This is a genomic window from Streptococcus oralis (assembly GCF_021497945.1).
GTDB lineage: Bacteria > Bacillota > Bacilli > Lactobacillales > Streptococcaceae > Streptococcus > Streptococcus oralis_BR.
On the sequence record NZ_CP046524.1, the window covers coordinates 245591 to 263699 of the forward strand.

At 42.0% G+C, this 18109-nt stretch carries 19 protein-coding genes and 1 tRNA gene; 17 read left to right on the forward strand and 3 right to left on the reverse strand.

The window, feature by feature from the left end; translation table 11 throughout:
* The first annotated feature begins 40 nt into the window (after positions 1-40).
* A complete protein-coding gene (gene pflA, locus GOM47_RS01335) occupies positions 41-835 on the forward strand; it encodes a pyruvate formate-lyase-activating protein (RefSeq protein WP_235080826.1) in 795 nt (264 codons plus the stop codon).
* 73 nt (positions 836-908) lie between these two features.
* Here the strand turns inward: pflA and yidC are convergent, their stop codons facing one another.
* Both yidC and GOM47_RS01345 read right to left on the reverse strand, forming a co-directional pair.
* Entirely contained in the window at positions 909-1829 is a 921-nt protein-coding gene (gene yidC / locus GOM47_RS01340; RefSeq protein WP_235081265.1) for a membrane protein insertase YidC, read from the reverse strand.
* A 77-nt stretch (positions 1830-1906) separates the two neighbouring features.
* On the reverse strand, positions 1907-2185 hold the full coding sequence (locus GOM47_RS01345) for an acylphosphatase (RefSeq protein WP_001174621.1): 279 nt from the start codon (positions 2183-2185) through the stop codon (positions 1907-1909).
* 33 nt (positions 2186-2218) lie between these two features.
* On the opposite strand from GOM47_RS01345, the gene GOM47_RS01350 reads away from it, so the two are divergent.
* The 11 genes from GOM47_RS01350 to GOM47_RS01400 all read left to right on the forward strand — a co-directional run bounded on the left by GOM47_RS01350 (position 2219) and on the right by GOM47_RS01400 (position 11012).
* Entirely contained in the window at positions 2219-2959 is a 741-nt protein-coding gene (locus GOM47_RS01350) for a TrmH family RNA methyltransferase (RefSeq protein WP_235080827.1), read from the forward strand.
* A 54-nt stretch (positions 2960-3013) separates the two neighbouring features.
* The gene (locus tag GOM47_RS01355) at positions 3014-3697 is read left to right on the forward strand and encodes a Bax inhibitor-1/YccA family protein (protein ID WP_235080828.1); all 684 of its coding nucleotides are present in this window, start codon (positions 3014-3016) and stop codon (positions 3695-3697) included.
* Between the two features lie 108 nt (positions 3698-3805).
* A complete protein-coding gene (gene asnA / locus GOM47_RS01360; RefSeq protein WP_061409759.1) occupies positions 3806-4798 on the forward strand; it encodes an aspartate--ammonia ligase in 993 nt (330 codons plus the stop codon).
* Positions 4799-4862: 64 nt separating this feature from the next.
* Positions 4863-5402 carry a 16S rRNA (guanine(966)-N(2))-methyltransferase RsmD gene (gene rsmD / locus GOM47_RS01365; RefSeq protein ID WP_235080829.1) on the forward strand — a complete coding sequence of 180 codons (540 nt, stop codon included), beginning with the start codon at positions 4863-4865 and terminating at the stop codon, positions 5400-5402.
* Complete coding sequence (coaD, locus tag GOM47_RS01370; RefSeq protein WP_235080830.1) at positions 5392-5880, forward strand: pantetheine-phosphate adenylyltransferase; 489 nt, start codon at positions 5392-5394, stop codon at positions 5878-5880. The genes rsmD and coaD overlap by 11 nt, the downstream gene beginning before the upstream one ends.
* Complete coding sequence (locus GOM47_RS01375; protein WP_235080831.1) at positions 5864-6901, forward strand: SepM family pheromone-processing serine protease; 1038 nt, start codon at positions 5864-5866, stop codon at positions 6899-6901. The genes coaD and GOM47_RS01375 overlap by 17 nt, the downstream gene beginning before the upstream one ends.
* Before the next feature lie 55 nt (positions 6902-6956).
* Positions 6957-7187 (forward strand): DUF1146 family protein, encoded by a 231-nt coding sequence (locus GOM47_RS01380; RefSeq protein WP_002892633.1) that lies wholly within the window; start codon positions 6957-6959, stop codon positions 7185-7187.
* A gap of 23 nt (positions 7188-7210) precedes the next feature.
* Positions 7211-8494: a UDP-N-acetylglucosamine 1-carboxyvinyltransferase gene (murA, locus tag GOM47_RS01385; protein ID WP_235080832.1), complete on the forward strand. Its 1284-nt coding sequence runs from the start codon at positions 7211-7213 to the stop codon at positions 8492-8494.
* Positions 8481-8675, forward strand: coding sequence for a DNA-directed RNA polymerase subunit beta (locus GOM47_RS01390; protein WP_061415718.1), 195 nt, complete (start codon positions 8481-8483; stop codon positions 8673-8675). The genes murA and GOM47_RS01390 overlap by 14 nt, the downstream gene beginning before the upstream one ends.
* A 40-nt stretch (positions 8676-8715) precedes the next feature.
* Entirely contained in the window at positions 8716-9540 is an 825-nt protein-coding gene (locus tag GOM47_RS01395; protein WP_235080833.1) for a DNA/RNA non-specific endonuclease, read from the forward strand.
* A 140-nt stretch (positions 9541-9680) separates the two neighbouring features.
* Entirely contained in the window at positions 9681-11012 is a 1332-nt protein-coding gene (locus tag GOM47_RS01400) for a hemolysin family protein (RefSeq protein ID WP_235080834.1), read from the forward strand.
* Positions 11013-11164: 152 nt separating this feature from the next.
* Here the strand turns inward: GOM47_RS01400 and GOM47_RS01405 are convergent.
* Positions 11165-11235: transfer RNA gene (locus tag GOM47_RS01405), tRNA-Cys, on the reverse strand.
* A 304-nt stretch (positions 11236-11539) separates the two neighbouring features.
* Here GOM47_RS01405 and GOM47_RS01410 point away from each other — a divergent pair.
* The 5 genes from GOM47_RS01410 to GOM47_RS01430 all read left to right on the forward strand — a co-directional run bounded on the left by GOM47_RS01410 (position 11540) and on the right by GOM47_RS01430 (position 18024).
* Positions 11540-13519, forward strand: a complete 1980-nt coding sequence (locus GOM47_RS01410; RefSeq protein WP_235080835.1) for a peptide ABC transporter substrate-binding protein — start codon at positions 11540-11542, stop codon at positions 13517-13519.
* Between the two features lie 66 nt (positions 13520-13585).
* Positions 13586-15082 carry an ABC transporter permease gene (locus GOM47_RS01415; protein WP_093585951.1) on the forward strand — a complete coding sequence of 499 codons (1497 nt, stop codon included), beginning with the start codon at positions 13586-13588 and terminating at the stop codon, positions 15080-15082.
* Positions 15082-16008, forward strand: a complete 927-nt coding sequence (gene oppC / locus GOM47_RS01420; protein ID WP_125450037.1) for an oligopeptide ABC transporter permease OppC — start codon at positions 15082-15084, stop codon at positions 16006-16008. Before GOM47_RS01415 ends, oppC begins: the two co-directional genes overlap by 1 nt.
* A gap of 8 nt (positions 16009-16016) precedes the next feature.
* Positions 16017-17084: an ABC transporter ATP-binding protein gene (locus GOM47_RS01425; protein WP_235080836.1), complete on the forward strand. Its 1068-nt coding sequence runs from the start codon at positions 16017-16019 to the stop codon at positions 17082-17084.
* 10 nt (positions 17085-17094) lie between these two features.
* The gene (locus tag GOM47_RS01430; RefSeq protein ID WP_001291316.1) at positions 17095-18024 is read left to right on the forward strand and encodes an ATP-binding cassette domain-containing protein; all 930 of its coding nucleotides are present in this window, start codon (positions 17095-17097) and stop codon (positions 18022-18024) included.
* The last annotated feature ends 85 nt before the right edge of the window (positions 18025-18109 follow it).

Sequence of the window (18109 nt, forward strand, 5' to 3'; positions counted from 1 at the left end):
TATAATAAAACTATAAAACGGTTTCAAGGAAGGTGACGATATGTCTGAAGAAACAATTGACTATGGACAAGTGACAGGAATGGTGCATTCGACAGAGAGTTTTGGGGCGGTAGATGGTCCTGGGATTCGTTTTATTGTCTTTTTGCAGGGTTGTCACATGCGTTGCCAGTACTGCCATAACCCAGACACATGGGCTATGGAGACCAATAAATCACGCGAACGGACAGTAGATGATGTCTTGACAGAAGCCCTTCGTTATCGTGGTTTCTGGGGAGACAAGGGAGGAATCACTGTCAGTGGTGGAGAGGCTCTCTTACAGATTGATTTCTTGATTGCCCTCTTTACCAAGGCCAAGGAAAAAGGGATCCACTGTACCTTGGACACCTGTGCCCTTCCTTTCCGTAATACACCACGTTATCTCGAAAAGTTTAATAAACTCATGGCGGTGACAGACTTAGTTCTCTTGGATATCAAGGAAATCAACGAAGAACAGCACAAGATCGTTACTAGCCAAACCAATAAAAACATCTTGGCCTGTGCCCGGTACCTATCAGATATTGGAAAACCTGTTTGGATTCGCCACGTATTGGTTCCAGGATTGACAGATAGAGATGACGACTTGATCGAACTCGGTAAATTCGTCAAAACCCTCAAAAACGTTGACAAGTTTGAAATCCTACCTTATCACACTATGGGAGAATTCAAGTGGCGTGAACTAGGAATTCCTTATTCGCTCGAAGGAGTCAAACCTCCCACAGCAGACCGTGTGAAGAATGCCAAGGAATTGATGGATACAGAAAGCTACCAAGACTACATGAAACGTGTTCATGGATAAAAAGGAGCCTGATGGAAACATCGGGCTTTTGTGATGCAAAAAGACTTAGCCTTTCAGCTAAGCCTTTTGAGTCTTATCTAGATCGTTGTTTGCCAGAGTTGCGGTTTTTCTTTTTCTTATTGGTTGTGATACCCTGAGGCTGTTTAGGAGTCACATCTTTTCTTGCACCTGCAGAAGGGCTGACTTTCGGAGGGTTCTTTTCGTATTCTTCACGTACTTTTTGACGAAGTTTTGGACGAACGACATAGTTGACGATAAATTGTTGGAGAATCATCATGAAACCACCGACAACCCAGTAAAGTGTCACACTGGCTGGTGAGAAGAGGGAGAAGATAACAATCATGAGTGGGCTCATGTAGATCATTTTCTTAAGTTGTTCTCTTTGCATCTCATCTTCTACTCCATGAAGCGAGAGGAGAGATTGGATATAGTAAAGAATACCTGCAAAGGCTACGAGAAGCATGCTTGGTGAGCCAAGATCAATTCCCAAGAAGTTAGAACCAGCAACTCCTTCAGTGTGTTGGGCAGCAAAGAAGATAGCAGAGAAGAAAGGCATTTGGAGCAAGATAGGGAAACATCCGACGCCTCCTAGCATGCTGATACCATGTTCTTTTTGGGCGGCAAAGAGAGCTTGTTGAGCCTCAAGTTTTTCTTCTTGAGTTGTTGCCTCTTTGAGACGTGTTTGATGTGGTTCAAGCACGTGTTTGAGGGCGTTCATCTTTTCAGAGTGAAGCGTCGCCTTCCACGATTGGTAGATACCGAGTGGCAAGATAATCAAACGCACGATAATGGTTACGATGATAATCCCCATTCCAAAACCAAGTCCCATATCATTGGCAAAGTATTTGATGGCCTCTGCCATAGGCGCTCCGATGGTGTTCCAGATAAATCCAGTCGGTTCTCCAGTTGTTTTATCAACAGAAACACAGCCTGTCAAGATAAGTAGCATAGCCACTCCCATAGCTGAGAGGGCAAAACGTTTAATAGATTTCAATGTTTTCATTCCTTCTTTAAAAATTATACCTTTCTATTCTACTGTTTTTTTGTAAAATATACAATAGTTCTGGAGACCTAATTTGCGACTTTGAAGTCCGAATAGGATGAAAAGTTGCTCATCTGCACATCTAGATAGGTAACTTTTGAAAAAGGCGTTGGACCTTTACGGATTTCTTGGATAAATTTTGCCATAGTGGCAGAGGACTCTGCCTGAGCAAGAATTTCCACTGTGCCATCGTCATTATTCCAGACACGACCAGTGATGCCACCGATTTCAAGCGCTAGAGTATAAACGCCCCAGCGAAAACCAACACCCTGTACTCTGCCTTGGGCAATCATTCTAACCTTTTGCATACTAAACCCCTTTGATTGTGTTATAATGTTTCTATGACTATTATAACCTCAAAAGCCAATTCTGTGGTAAAAAATGCCAAGAAATTGCATCAAAAAAAATATCGAAAGTCTGCCTATTTGATTGAAGGTTGGCACTTGTTTGAAGAAGCTGTTCAAGCAGGAGTGACGATTGAGAAGATTTTTGCCTTAGAAAGTTATCGAGATCAGTTAGCTGCTTTTCCTCAAACTGTCTGGGTTTCAGAGGAGATTTTGCGGGACTTAGCAGATACGCAAACCCCTCAAGGCATTGTCGCAGTTATTCAAAAAGAAGAAATGGGACAGCCTGATCTTCGTCAGGGCAAGTTTCTATTTTTAGAAGATGTTCAAGATCCTGGTAATGTAGGTACCATGATTCGGACGGCGGATGCTGCAGGTTTTACAGGGGTCATTGTTTCAGACAAGTCAGCAGATATCTACAGTCTCAAGACCCTGCGTTCCATGCAAGGCAGTCATTTTCACTTGCCCATCTATCGTATGCCTCTTGCCACCTTTGTAGAAGGGGCTAAAAAGAGTGACTTGCCCATTCTGGCAACGACCTTATCGAGAGATTCAAAGGATTATCGTGAGCTTTCTCCTCTAGAAAACTTTGCTTTAGTTATGGGAAATGAAGGACAGGGAATTAGTCCTGTCATGGTTGAGAGTGCTGATCAGCTGGTTCATATAGGCATGAAAGGCCGAGCAGAAAGTCTCAACGTGGCAGTTGCCGCAGGTATATTGATGTTTTATTTCAGCTAATTTATAAAATCTTTGTTATAATCAAGACATATTTATAGAAAAAGGAGAATCGGAATGAATCAAACAATTATTCAAGAACGTTCAGGTCTCAATCAATTTTACGCTAAGGTTTACGCCTTTGTGGGACTTGGGATTGGTCTGTCAGCTCTCGTGTCAGCTTTGATGTTGACGGTCTTTCAGACTCAATTGGTCTACTTTTTAATGCATGGCCGTCTCTGGTTGATGATTGCAACTTTTGCAGAACTTGGTCTGGTCTTTGTTGCAAGTAGCATGGCTGCTAAAAATAGCCCAGCAGCTCTGCCAGTATTTCTAGTATACTCCCTACTGAATGGCTTCACACTTAGCTTTGTCGTAGCTTTCTATACGCCGGGAACAGTTTTGTCAGCCTTTGTATCCAGTGCCCTACTCTTCTTTGTCATGGCGGCAATCGGGATTTTCACCAAGAAAGATTTGAGTGGAATGGGCCGAGCTCTGATGGCGGCGCTTGTTGGCCTCATCATTGCCATGATTGTGAATATTTTCTTAGCTAGTGGTTTCTTTGACTACATGATTAGTATTGCCATGGTCTTGGTCTTCTCTGGTTTGATTGCTTGGGATAACCAAAAGATTCGCTATGTTTATGAGCAGTCACAAGGACAAGTAGCGACAGGCTGGGTCATTTCAATGGCACTCAGCATTTACCTAGACTTTATCAACCTCTTCCTTAGCATCTTGCGCATCTTTGGTCGAAACGATTAAAGAATTATAGAGTCAGTGTTCGAAAGTGCGCTGACTTTTTCTTATTTGCCCTTTTCTTTTCTGAAAAATAGGAGTATAATGCTAGTAATTATGTTTTTAGGAGTATTTATGAAGAAAAGTTTTATTCATCAGCAAGAAGAAATTTCTTTTGTTAAAAACACCTTTACCCAGTATTTGAAAGATAAACTAGAAGTCGTTGAAGTTCAGGGACCTATCTTGAGTAAGGTCGGCGATGGGATGCAAGACAACCTTTCAGGTGTTGAAAATCCAGTATCGGTGAAGGTCTTGCAAATTCCAGATGAAACCTACGAAGTCGTTCATTCACTTGCTAAATGGAAACGCCACACCTTGGCTCGTTTTGGTTTCGGTGATGGGGAAGGTTTGTTTGTCCACATGAAGGCTCTTCGCCCAGATGAAGATTCGCTAGATGCGACCCACTCTGTTTATGTAGACCAGTGGGACTGGGAAAAAGTGATTCCAAATGGAAAACGTAATATCGCTTATCTTAAAGAAACAGTTGAAAAGATTTACAAGGCTATTCGTCTGACAGAGCTAGCCGTAGAAGCCCGCTATGATATCGAATCAATCTTGCCAAAACAAATCACCTTTATCCATACAGAAGAGTTGGTGGAACGTTACCCAGACTTGACACCAAAAGAGCGTGAAAATGCGATCTGTAAAGAGTTCGGTGCGGTCTTCTTGATTGGTATTGGTGGAGAGTTACCAGATGGAAAACCGCATGATGGCCGTGCGCCTGACTACGATGACTGGACCACAGAGTCTGAGAATGGCTACAAGGGATTGAATGGGGATATCCTGGTTTGGAATGAATCTCTTGGTTGTGCCTTTGAACTCTCCTCAATGGGGATTCGGGTAGATGAGGATACACTTCGTCGCCAAGTTGCCCTTACAGGAGACGAAGATCGTCTGGAGTTGGAATGGCATAAGGCTCTGCTTAACGGCCTTTTCCCACTGACAATCGGTGGGGGTATCGGACAGTCTCGGATGGCCATGTTCTTACTTCGCAAGAAACACATTGGAGAAGTTCAGACCAGTGTCTGGCCTCAAGAAGTCCGCGATACTTACGAAAATATCTTGTAGAGAATCGAACCGCAAGGTTCGGTTTTCTTTCTCTTTTTGCCTATAATTTGGTATAATAAACGGTATGAAAATCGTATCAGGAATCTACGGAGGGCGTCCTCTCAAGACGTTAGAAGGAAAGACGACGAGGCCGACATCGGATAAGGTGCGTGGAGCTATCTTTAACATGATAGGTCCTTATTTTGATGGTGGTCGTGTATTGGATCTCTATGCTGGCAGTGGTGGCTTATCTATTGAGGCAGTATCACGTGGTATGTCCTATGCTGTCCTAGTGGAACGGGATAGAAGAGCCCAAGCTATCATCGCTGAAAATATCCAAATGACCAAGGAAGTTTCCAAATTTCAGCTCTTAAAGATGGAGGCTGAACGGGCCTTGGAGCAAGTGAAAGGTCCCTTTGACCTGGTCTTTTTAGACCCTCCCTATGCCAAGGAACAAATCGTTGCAGATATCGAAAAAATGGCAGAAAGAAACCTTTTCTCCGAAGAGGTCATGGTTGTCTGTGAAACCGATAAGTCTGTAGAACTACCAGAAGAAATCGCCTGCTTAGGTATCTGGAAGGAAAAAATATATGGGATTAGTAAGGTGACGGTCTATGTCAGATAAAATTGGATTATTTACAGGTTCATTTGATCCTATGACAAATGGACATCTGGATATCATTGAACGTGCCAGCAAACTCTTTGATAAGCTCTATGTCGGGGTTTTCTACAACCTCCACAAACAAGGTTTTCTCCCTGTTGAAAATCGCAAACGAGCAGTTGAAAAAGCTGTGGCGCATTTAGGTAATGTAGAGGTGTTGGCCTCTCATGACCAACTAGTCGTCGATGTTGCAAGAAGACTGGGGGCTAAAACCCTTGTCCGTGGCTTGCGGAATGCCACAGACTTGCAATACGAGTCTAGTTTTGATTACTACAATCATCAACTGGCTCCAGAAATCGAAACCATTTACCTATATAGTCGCCCAGAGCACCTCTATATTAGCTCTTCAGCCATGAGAGAACTTCTGAAGTTTGGTCAGGAGATTCAGCAATATGTACCAAACAGTGTTGTGGAGGAATTAGAACATGAAGAAAAAAACTAGATGGCCCTTATATGTCATCCTAGCACTAGTAGTGACTTTTTTAGCTTTTGTAGTGCCTTTACCCTACTACATAGAAGTTCCAGGTGGAGCGGAAGATATTCGTCAAGTTTTGAAAGTCAATGAAACAGAGGATACAGAAGCAGGAGCTTACCAGTTTGTAACAGTCGGTATTCGGCACGCAACTCTGTCGCATCTTGTCTATGCTTGGTTAACACCTTTCACGGATATTAGAAGCGCTAAGGAGACTACGGGTGGTTCTACGGATGCGGAGTTTATGCGGATCAATCAGTTCTACATGCAAACATCCCAAAATATGGCCAAGTATCAAGGCTTGAAGACGGCTGGCAAGGATATCGAGCTCAAGTATCTGGGAGTCTATGTCTTGACCGTGACGGACAATTCAACTTTTAAGGGCATTCTGAACATTGCAGACACAGTGACGGCTGTTAATGATAAGACATTTGACAGTTCCAAAGACTTGGTTGACTATGTCAACTCTCAAAAACTAGGAGATCCAGTCAAGGTAACCTACGAAGAAGACGGAAGAATCAAGACTGCTGAAGGTAAAATTATCACTCTCGAAAACGGGAAAAACGGGATTGGGATTGGTTTGATTGACCGTACGGAAGTGACCAGTGATGTTCCGATTCGCTTTTCAACAGCTGGTATCGGGGGTCCAAGTGCAGGTCTCATGTTTAGCCTAGCTATCTACACCCAGATAGCAGATCCAGGTCTTCGTAATGGTCGTATCGTTGCAGGAACAGGAACCATTGATCGCGATGGAAATGTTGGCGATATTGGTGGAATTGACAAAAAAGTAGTTGCAGCCTCTCGTCAGGGAGCCAACATCTTTTTTGCTCCTGACAATCCAGTTACCGAGGAAGCAAAAAAAGCAGATCCCAATGCGAAAAGCAACTATGAAACAGCCCTAGAAGCTGCTAAAACGATCAAAACAGAGATGAAAATCGTTCCTGTTAAGACTTTGCAGGATGCAATTGATTACCTTAAAAACAATCCCTAATTTGTAGAAAAATTGAAAACTAGCGCGCAAGCGGATAAGATGGTATAATAGTCAAATGGTTCAATTATTATTCACTCTAAGTAGTCATATACTCTTTATTTATTTGAGTTTTTACCTTTTAAAAGATCTTGTAAGATGGGAAAAGGTTTTAAAAGTAACTGCTACTAACACAAAAAAAGTTCGTTTATTGGTAGGCTTCTTTAGTATTGTGATGGGCTATATCTTGAGTTCATTCTTTATCAGTTTGTACCAACTGTGGCAAGAAGCACTTAGAGGACTATTATAAAATCAAAAGTAAAGGAAATAACTATGGAAAAAATTGTGGTTCAAGGCGGAGATAATCGTTTGGTCGGGAGTGTGACCATCGAGGGAGCAAAGAATGCCGTCTTGCCCTTGTTGGCAGCGACTATTCTAGCAAGCAAGGGTAAGACAGTCTTGCAGAATGTTCCAATCTTGTCAGATGTTTTCACCATGAATCAAGTGGTTCGAGGTCTGAATGCCAAGGTGGACTTTGATGAGGAAGGTCATGTTGTCGAAGTCGATGCGACAGGAGATATCACGGAGGAAGCTCCGTATAAGTATGTCAGCAAGATGCGGGCATCTATCGTGGTCTTGGGACCAATCCTTGCTCGTGTAGGCCATGCCAAGGTATCCATGCCAGGTGGATGTACCATCGGGAGTCGTCCGATCGATCTCCACCTCAAGGGTTTGGAAGCTATGGGGGCTAAGATCAGCCAGACAGCTGGTTACATTGAAGCCAAGGCGGAACGCCTGCATGGCGCTCATATCTACATGGACTTTCCTAGTGTCGGCGCAACACAAAACTTGATGATGGCAGCAACTTTAGCTGATGGTGTGACAGTCATTGAAAATGCTGCGCGTGAGCCAGAAATTGTAGATCTCGCTATCTTCCTTAATGAAATGGGAGCCAAGGTCAAGGGAGCTGGTACCGAAACAATCACAGTGACTGGTGTCGAGAACCTCCATGGTACGACTCATACTGTAGTACAGGACCGTATTGAAGCTGGAACCTTTATGGTAGCAGCAGCCATGACAGGTGGGGATGTTCTCGTTCGTGATGCAGTCTGGGAGCATAATCGTCCCTTGATTTCAAAACTACTTGAGATGGGTGTTGAGGTGACGGAGGAGTCGGAAGGTATTCGTGTTCGTTCTCAACTTGAAAATCTCAAGGCTGTTCATGTAAAAACCTTACCACATCCAGGATTCCCAACAGATATGCAGGCGCAATTTACAGCTCTGATGACAGTCGCAAAAGGGGAATCCACCATGGTGGAAACGGTGTTTGAGAATCGCTTCCAACACTTAGAGGAAATGCGCCGTATGGGCTTGCATTCAGAGATTATCCGTGATACAGCTCGTATTGTAGGGGGACAGGCTTTACAGGGGGCAGAAGTTCTATCAACGGACCTTCGCGCTAGTGCTGCTTTGATTTTGACAGGTTTGGTGGCGCAGGGAGAAACAGTTGTCGGTAAATTAGTCCACCTTGATAGAGGTTATTACCGCTTCCATGAGAAATTGGCTCAGCTAGGAGCGAAGATTCAGCGAATTGAGGCAAATGATGAAGAAGAATAAAAACTTACGCTATGTACTCCGCCGCCTACTGTTGATTTTTATTGTTCTCTTGATAGGTTTCCTTGCTTTAGGAATCGGCTTGATGGTAGGCTATGGCATCCTAGGAAAGGGACAGGATCCGTGGGCTATCTTATCTCCGGCAAAGTGGCAGGAATTGATTAGCAAATTTACAGGAAATTAGACTGGGAGACCAGTCTTTTTCTAAAGAAATAAGGAGAAAAATGGACAAAAAAACAAGACAAGCTCTGATAGGGTTACTTCTATTCTTACTCTTGGCTGCTGGAAGCTACTATATCAAGCAGATGCAGACAGCGCCAAACACCCCTAGAACTAAGGTTAGTCAGAAAAAGCAAGCTTCAGAAGCTCCCAGTCAGGAGCTGGCTGAAAGTGTCTTAACTGAGTCAATCAAAAACCAAATCAAGGGGGGACTCGAGTGGAATGGAGCAGGGGCCTTCATTGTCAATGGCAATAAGACCAATCTAGATGCCAAGGTTTCTAGCAAACCCTATGCGGATAATAAGACAAAGACAGTGGGAAAAGAAACAGTTCCAACTGTTGCCAATGCCATCTTATCCAAAGCGACTCGGCAGTATAAGAATCGTGAAGAAACAGGAAATGGATCCACCTCTTGGACGCCACCAGGATGGCATCAGGTTAAAAATCTAAAGGGAGCCTACACACATGCAGTTGATAGAGGACACCTGCTAGGCTATGCCTTGATAGGTGGTTTGGATGGTTTTGATGCCTCTACCAGCAATCCCAAGAACATTGCAGTCCAGACAGCTTGGGCGAATCAAGCGCAAGCTGAGGATTCGACTGGTCAGAACTACTATGAGAGTTTGGTCAGAAAAGCCTTGGACCAGAATAAGAGAGTCCGTTATCGGGTAACTCTCCACTATGCGACAAATGAGGATCTAGTTCCGTCCGCTTCACAAATTGAAGCCAAGTCTTCGGATGGCGAGTTGGAATTCAATGTCCTAATCCCCAATGTTCAAAAGGGTATCCAGCTTGACTACCGAACAGGTCAAGTTACGGTGATAAACTAGAAACAATCTATAAAAGAACAAAAATTGCTCCCTTGTTTATCATACGATAAGGGAGCAATTGTATAAATTAGAAAATAATGTGATTCCTACGCTAATTTATGATATAATGGAACACGAGATACTATTTTAGGAGAAGGACTATGGAAGACCCGAGCAGTCAGAATTTGTTGCTACAGTTTGTATTATTATTTATCTTGACCTTGTTAAATGCTTTTTTCTCAGCCACTGAAATGGCGATGGTGTCACTAAACCGTGCCCGAGTAGAGCAAAAGGCAGAAGAAGGAGACAAACGTTATATCCGTTTGTTAAAGGTACTTGAAAATCCTAATCACTTTTTATCAACGATTCAAGTCGGTATCACCTTGATTACGATCTTGTCAGGGGCCAAATTGGCGGATACCCTTGGACAAGTGATCGCATCTTGGATGGGAAGCGGAGAGACGGCTTACGCCATTGCAAGTTTCCTCTCTTTGGCATTCTTGACCTATATCTCCATTGTTTTTGGTGAGCTCTATCCTAAGCGGATTGCCCTCAATTTGAAAGATGCTTTGGCGATTCGAACAGCACCAATTATTATTGGTCTTGGAAAGATTGTAAGTCCCTTTGTCTGGCTACTATCTGCTTCAACTAATTTGTTGAGTCGTGTGACGCCAATGACCTTTGATGATGCTGATGAAAAGATGACACGTGATGAAATAGAGTACATGCTCACCAATAGTGAAGAAACACTGGATGCAGATGAGATTGAAATGCTACAGGGGATCTTTTCTCTAGATGAACTAATGGCTCGTGAGCTAATGGTGCCTCGTACCGATGCCTTTATGGTAGATATTCAGGATGACAGTAAGGCGATTATCGAAAGTATTTTGAAGCAAAATTTCTCACGTATTCCCGTTTATGACGGTGATAAGGACAATGTGATTGGTTTGATTCATACCAAGCGTTTGCTAAACGCCGCCTATGCAGATGGTTTTGAAAATATTATTTGGAAACGAATCCTCCAAACGCCACTATTTGTGCCTGAGACTATCTTTGTGGATGACCTCCTTAAAGAGCTTCGAAATACCCAAAATCAAATGGCTATCTTACTAGACGAATACGGTGGTATGGCTGGTTTGGTAACTCTGGAAGATCTCCTAGAGGAAATCGTCGGCGAAATTGATGACGAAACGGACAGGGCAGAAATCGAAGTCCATCAAATCGGTGAGGATACCTATATTGCACAAGGAACCATGAATCTTAACGACTTCAACGACTACTTTGGCGTTGAACTAGAAAGCGATGATGTTGATACTATCGCCGGTTATTATTTGACAGGTGTTGGAACGATCCCAACAACTGAAAAAATCAGTTATGAACTGGTCAGCCAAAACAAGCAGATCGTCTTGACCAATGATAAGGTAAAAAATGGACGTGTTACCAAGGTAAAAGTTCAAATCACCGAAATAGACCCCGAAGAAGAAACCGAGTAAAACAGTGATTTTCGTCACTGTTTTTTTATTCGCCCCAAATTCGCCTCAAAAGATTTTCAAAGTTATCCTTATTTTTATCCGAAGAAAAAAACAAAAAAGCCCGATTTTACGGGCTTTTCATTCGGTTAATTCCTGTTAATTCAGGTACTGAAAGGCGGTAGACGGATTTGAACCGACGATCAAGCTTTTGCAGAGCCGTGCCTTACCACTTGGCTATACCGCCTCAACGTTTAATATTATACCTTGAAAATGATTCTACGTCAATAGTTTCTTAATCGAAAATCCAATTTAGAAGATTGCCCTTTCTGATTGGATAGAAAAATGGGGAGAGAAAACCTGAAAATCAGGCTTTATGGGCATTAAGTTTGCCTTATGACTTGATAGATAGCAAACAAAGAATAGAAAAATTTGATAAATGAAAGTTTTTTGTGGTTACACGCCTAAATATTCTGAAAATTCGTTTACTTTTTGAGAAATCTATGGTATAATTGACAATAAGCCTAAATTTTTTAAGAGGAGTTACATACATGAAAAAAAGTAGAGTATTTGTTACAGCAGGGATTGCTTTGCTGGCAACTGGCGTTCTCGCTGCTTGCGGTTCTTCAAAATCATCTGATTCAACAGCACCAAAAAATTATGGTTATGTTTATACAGCTGATCCGGAAACATTGGATTACCTCATTTCAGGGAAACAAAGTACTAAGATTGCCACTTCAAATGGTATTGACGGTCTCTTCACAAATGACAAATATGGGAATTTGACTCCCGCAGTTGCAGAAGATTGGTCAGTCTCAAAAGATGGTTTGACTTATACCTACAAAATCCGCAAAGGTGTTAAATGGATGACATCTGATGGGGAAGAGTACGCTGAAGTAACAGCTAAAGATTTCGTAAATGGTTTGAAACACGCAGCAGATAAGAAATCCGAAGCTCTATATCTAGCAGAAACTTCTGTTAAAGGATTGTCTGATTATTTGTCTGGAAATTCAAAAGACTTTTCTACGGTAGGTGTGAAGGCAGTTGATGATTATACTCTTGAATACACTTTGAACAAACCCGAACCATACTGGAACTCTAAGATGGCCTACTCAATCTTCTGGCCATTGAACGAAGAATTTGAAAAATCAAAAGGATCAGATTTTGCCAAAGCAACAGATCCTACGTCATTGCTTTATAATGGTCCGTTCTTGCTGAAAGGTTTGACTACTAAATCTTCTATCGAATTTGCTAAGAATGAGCAGTACTGGGATAAGGATAACGTTCACCTTGATAAAGTTACCCTTGCTTTCTATGATGGTTCAGACCAAGAGTCCATTGAGCGTAACTTTACAAGTGGAGCCTATAGCTATGCTCGCCTTTACCCAACAAGTTCAAACTATTCTAAAGTAGAAGAGACATACAAGGAAAATATCTTCTACACTCCATCAGGACCAGGGATTGCTGGTTTGGGTGTGAATATTGACCGTCAAGGTTACAAATACACTTCTAAGACAACTGATGAAGAGAAGACTTCTACTAAGAAAGCCCTTCTTAACAAAGACTTCCGTCAGGCCTTGAACTTTGCCTTTGACCGTACTTCTTACTCAGCACAAATCAATGGTAAGGAAGGGGCCCCCCTTGCAGTTCGTAACCTCTTTGTGAAACCAGGGTTTGTCTCTGCAGGTGAAAAAACTTTCGGTGACTTGGTAACTGATAAGATGGCTACTTACGGTGATGAATGGAAGAACGTAAACTTTGCTGATGGTCAAGACGGTCTCTTCAATGCTGATAAAGCCAAGGCTGAATTTGCCAAAGCTAAAACTGCATTGGAAACAGAAGGCGTGAAATTCCCTATTCACTTGGATGTTCCAGTAGACCAAACATCTAAAAATTATATCGCTCGTATTCAATCCTTTAAACAATCAGTTGAAAAAGTACTTGGTGAAGATAATGTAGTGATTGATATCCAACAAGTTTCTAAAGATGAGTTGAACAACATCACTTACTATGCTGCAAACGCTGCGGCAGAAGATTGGGACCTCTCAGGAGCAGTTGGATGGATCCCTGACTATGAAGATCCATCAACTTACCTTGATATCTTAAAAACAACGAATGCTGAACAAACAAAAACATACATGGGTTATGAAGGTGCAGATAATGCTGCAGCAGCTCAAGTTGGTTTGAAAGAATACGATAAGCTAGTTGATGAAGCTGCTAAAGAAACAAGCGATTTGAATGTTCGTTATGAAAAATACGCGGCTGCTCAAGCTTGGTTGACAGATAGCTCACTCTTCTTGCCAGCTATGTCATCAAGTGGTGCTGCACCATTCATTTCTCGTGTTGTACCATTCACAGCATCATACAGCCAGTCTGGAGATAAGGGCTCAGATGTATACTTCAAGTATATTCAGTTACAAGACAAGGTTGTAACAAAAGTTGACTATGAACAGGCTCGTGAAAAATGGCTCAAAGAGAAAAAAGAATCAAACGAAAAAGTTCAAAAAGAATTGGCTAATCACGTTAAATAAATAACTCTCAAGAGAACTTTCTCTCCATGAGGAGAAGGTTCTTTTGGGATTTTAAAAGGAAACGATATGAAGAAATATATTTTTATGCGTGTATTGCGTTCATTGGTGTCTATCTTCTTGGTGACAACCTTGACCTACACGATTATCTATACGATGGTTCCTCGAAAACTGATTTTCAAGCAGGATACCAACTATAACAAAATTGCAACGACGCCAGATAAACGGGATAATTATGAAAATACCGTTTATGAGCGGATGGGCTATATAGAGTACTACGATACTAAGGAGTTGCAAGAAAAAGCGAGCACAATGGACTCATCTGTAACAGTAGATGCCAATGATACAAATAAGGCAATCTACGAAAAATACATCAACCAACTCGGTAATGGTTGGACACTCGGTGTATTCTCAGAAAGTGGTCAATTCTACGCTACGCGTGAAATTCCAATTTTTGAACGTGTTTTCAAATTCTACTCGAACTTGCTCGACATTGATCATACAAACAAGATTCAAGACCCTGAAAATCCAAACTTGGAACGTTATCTTCGTTTTGAAAATGACCCTGCTATAGGTTGGTCATTGGTTGGTTCAGGTACAAAACATAAATACCTTTTGTATTTCAATAATCAATTTCCATTTGTACACCAAAACTTTGTGAACATTAACTTGGGAGACTCTTACCCAACTTATGCAAACACACCAGTGCTTCAAGTTATCACACAGGGTCAGGGACAAACCAAGACATCAGAAGTTCAATTCCCTACGGGTAAAAAGACTTCCTCTGTAGATATTTACTCTCGTACCTACAAGTCACCAAGTCAAGCAGATGCGCGTGAGGTAGCTAACTATGGTAAAGACGATCCATATACAGCTACAGAAAGCAATTATCAATATCCATCAATGATTGCAAGCTCGGCTGTTGCTGGTTTGATCGGTTTGATTATTTCTTATGCTATCGCAATTCCTCTTGGATCTGCTATGGCTCGCCACAAGAATACTTGGATTGATAGTTTCTCTACAGGTGCTCTAACCTTCTTGCTTGCCCTTCCAACGATCGCTTTGGTTTACATCGTGCGCTTGATTGGATCATCTATTGGTCTGCCAGACTCATTCCCTATCTTGGGTGCTGGGGATTGGCGTTCCTATGTCTTGCCTGCAGTCATTCTAGGTTTGTTGGGAGCGCCAAGTACAGCTATCTGGATTCGTCGTTATATGATTGACTTGCAATCTCAAGATTTCGTTCGATTTGCTCGTGCAAAAGGACTGTCTGAAAAAGAAATTTCAAATAAACACATCTTTAAAAATGCCATGGTTCCTTTGGTTTCAGGTATTCCTGGTGCCGTAATCGGAGTTATTGGTGGTGCAACATTGACAGAAACCGTCTTCGCCTTCCCAGGTATGGGTAAAATGTTGATCGACTCTGTTAAGGCATCAAACAACTCAATGGTAGTTGGTCTCGTCTTCATCTTCACATGTATTTCTATCTTCTCACTCTTTGTAGGAGATATCTGGATGACCATGCTTGATCCACGTATTAAATTGACAGAGAAAGGAGGCAAATAATGTCAACAATCGGAAAAGAAAAATTTCAGTTCGTAAAACGTGACGATTTTGCCTCTGAAACAATTGACGCCCCTGCCTATTCATACTGGGGTTCTGTATTTAGACAGTTTCTAAAGAAAAAATCAACAGTCGTTATGTTGGGGATTTTGGTAGCCATTATCCTGATGAGCTTTATTTACCCAATGTTCTCAAAGTTTGACTTTAACGATGTGAGCAAGGTCAATGACTTTTCTGCTCGTTTTATCAAACCAAACGCTGAACATTGGTTTGGTACAGACAGCAATGGTAAATCCTTGTTTGACGGGGTTTGGTTTGGGGCGCGTAACTCGATCCTCATCTCTGTCATTGCCACTTTTATCAACCTTGTGATTGGGGTTATTGTTGGTGGAATTTGGGGAATTTCAAAATCTGTTGACCGCGTCATGATGGAAGTTTATAACATTATTTCAAACATTCCATCTCTCTTGATTGTCATCGTATTGACTTACTCGATTGGTGCTGGTTTCTGGAATTTGATTTTTGCCATGAGTGTGACAACTTGGATTGGGATTGCCTATATGATTCGTATCCAAATCATGCGTTATCGTGACTTGGAATACAACCTTGCTTCTCAAACATTGGGGACACCAACCTTTAAAATCATCGTTAAAAACATCATGCCACAATTGGTATCCGTTATTGTTTCTACGATGACCTTGATGTTGCCAAGCTTCATCTCTTATGAAGCCTTCCTTTCCTTCTTTGGACTTGGCTTGCCTGTAACAGTACCAAGTTTGGGACGTTTGATCTCAGATTACTCACAAAACGTTACGACCAACGCTTACTTGTTCTGGATTCCGTTGACAACCTTGATTTTGGTATCCTTATCTCTTTTCGTTGTTGGTCAAAACCTAGCGGACGCTAGTGATCCACGTACACATAGATAGGAGTAGACATGACAAAAGGAAATAATGTAATTTTGACTGCTCGTGATATTGTCGTGGAATTTGACGTTCGTGACAAAGTTCTGACGGCTATCCGAGGAGTTTCTCTGGACCTGATTGAAGGAGAAGTTCTTGCCTTGGTAGGTGAGTCCGGTTCTGGTAAATCCGTATTAACAAAAACCTTTACAGGGATGTTAGAAGACAATGGACGTATTGCCCAAGGAAGCATCGACTATCGTGGACAAGACTTGACTGCTCTTACTTCTAACAAGGAATGGGAGAAGATTCGTGGTGCTAAAATTGCGACCATCTTCCAAGACCCTATGACAAGTTTGGACCCAATCAATACAATCGGTAGCCAAATCACTGAAGTTATCGTTAAACACCAAGGGAAAACAGCTAAGGAAGCCAAAGAGATGGCAATCGACTATATGAACAAGGTCGGAATTCCAGATGCTGAAAAACGTTTTGAAGAGTATCCTTTCCAATATTCTGGAGGGATGCGCCAACGTATCGTTATTGCCATTGCCCTTGCGTGTCGTCCAGATATCTTGATCTGTGACGAGCCAACAACGGCCCTTGACGTAACCATCCAAGCGCAAATCATTGATTTGCTTAAAACCTTGCAAAATGAGTACCACTTTACCATTATCTTTATCACCCATGACCTTGGTGTGGTAGCAAGTATTGCCGATAAGGTAGCGGTTATGTATGCTGGTGAAATTGTAGAATACGGTACTGTTGAGGAAGTCTTCTATGATCCACGTCATCCATATACTTGGAGTCTCTTGTCTAGCTTGCCTCAGCTTGCTGATGATAAAGGGGAATTGTACTCTATCCCAGGAACACCACCGTCTCTTTATACTGAGTTGAAAGGTGATGCCTTTGCCCTTCGTTCAGATTATGCGATGCAAATTGATTTTGAACAGAAAGCACCTCAGTTTTCAGTCACTGATACCCACTGGGCTAAGACTTGGTTGCTTCATGAGAATGCTCCTAAAGTTGAAAAACCTGGAGTCATTGCAGATTTGCATGACAAGATTCGTGATAAAATGGGCTTTGCTCATCTAGAAGACTAGGAGGAAGGAAATGTCTGAAAAATTAGTAGAAATTAAAGATTTAGAAATTTCCTTCGGTGAAGGAAGTAAGAAGTTTGTGGCGGTTAAAAACGCCAACTTCTTTATCAACAAGGGAGAAACTTTCTCTCTTGTAGGTGAGTCTGGTAGTGGGAAAACAACGATTGGTCGTGCCATTATTGGTTTAAATAATACCAGTAAAGGAGAGATTATCTTTGATGGCCAGAAAATTAATGGGAAAAAATCTCATAAGGAATCCTCAGACTTGATTCGTCGTATCCAGATGATTTTCCAGGACCCTGCAGCCAGCTTGAATGAGCGTGCGACAGTTGACTATATCATCTCTGAAGGTCTTTACAACTACCACTTGTTCAAAGACGAAGAAGATCGAAAAGAAAAAGTTCAAAAGATGATTCATGAAGTTGGACTTTTGAAAGAACACTTGACCCGTTATCCACACGAGTTTTCTGGTGGTCAACGTCAGCGTATCGGGATTGCCCGTGCCCTTGTGATGGAGCCTGATTTTGTTATTGCAGATGAGCCAATTTCAGCCTTGGACGTATCAGTGCGTGCGCAAGTTTTGAACTTGCTCAAGAAGTTCCAAAAAGAGTTGGGCTTGACTTATCTCTTTATCGCGCATGACTTGTCAGTTGTTCGCTTTATCTCAGATCGTATCGCGGTTATCTATAAGGGAGTTATCGTCGAAGTGGCGGAGACAGAGGAGTTGTTTAACAATCCTGTCCACCCATATACTCAGGCGCTTCTATCTGCTGTACCGATTCCAGATCCAATCTTGGAACGCAAGAAGGTCTTGAAAGTTTACGATCCTGACCAACATGACTATGAGACAGACAAACCATCTATGGTGGAAATTCGTCCAGGTCACTATGTTTGGGCTAACCAAGCAGAAGTTGCTCGTTACAAAGAAGCTCTTAAAAAATAAACAGATTAGGAGAGGACCGAATGGTCTTCTCATTTTTAATAGAAAAATTCCCCTTTTACGAGCTTGTAAAAGGGGATTGTATTGT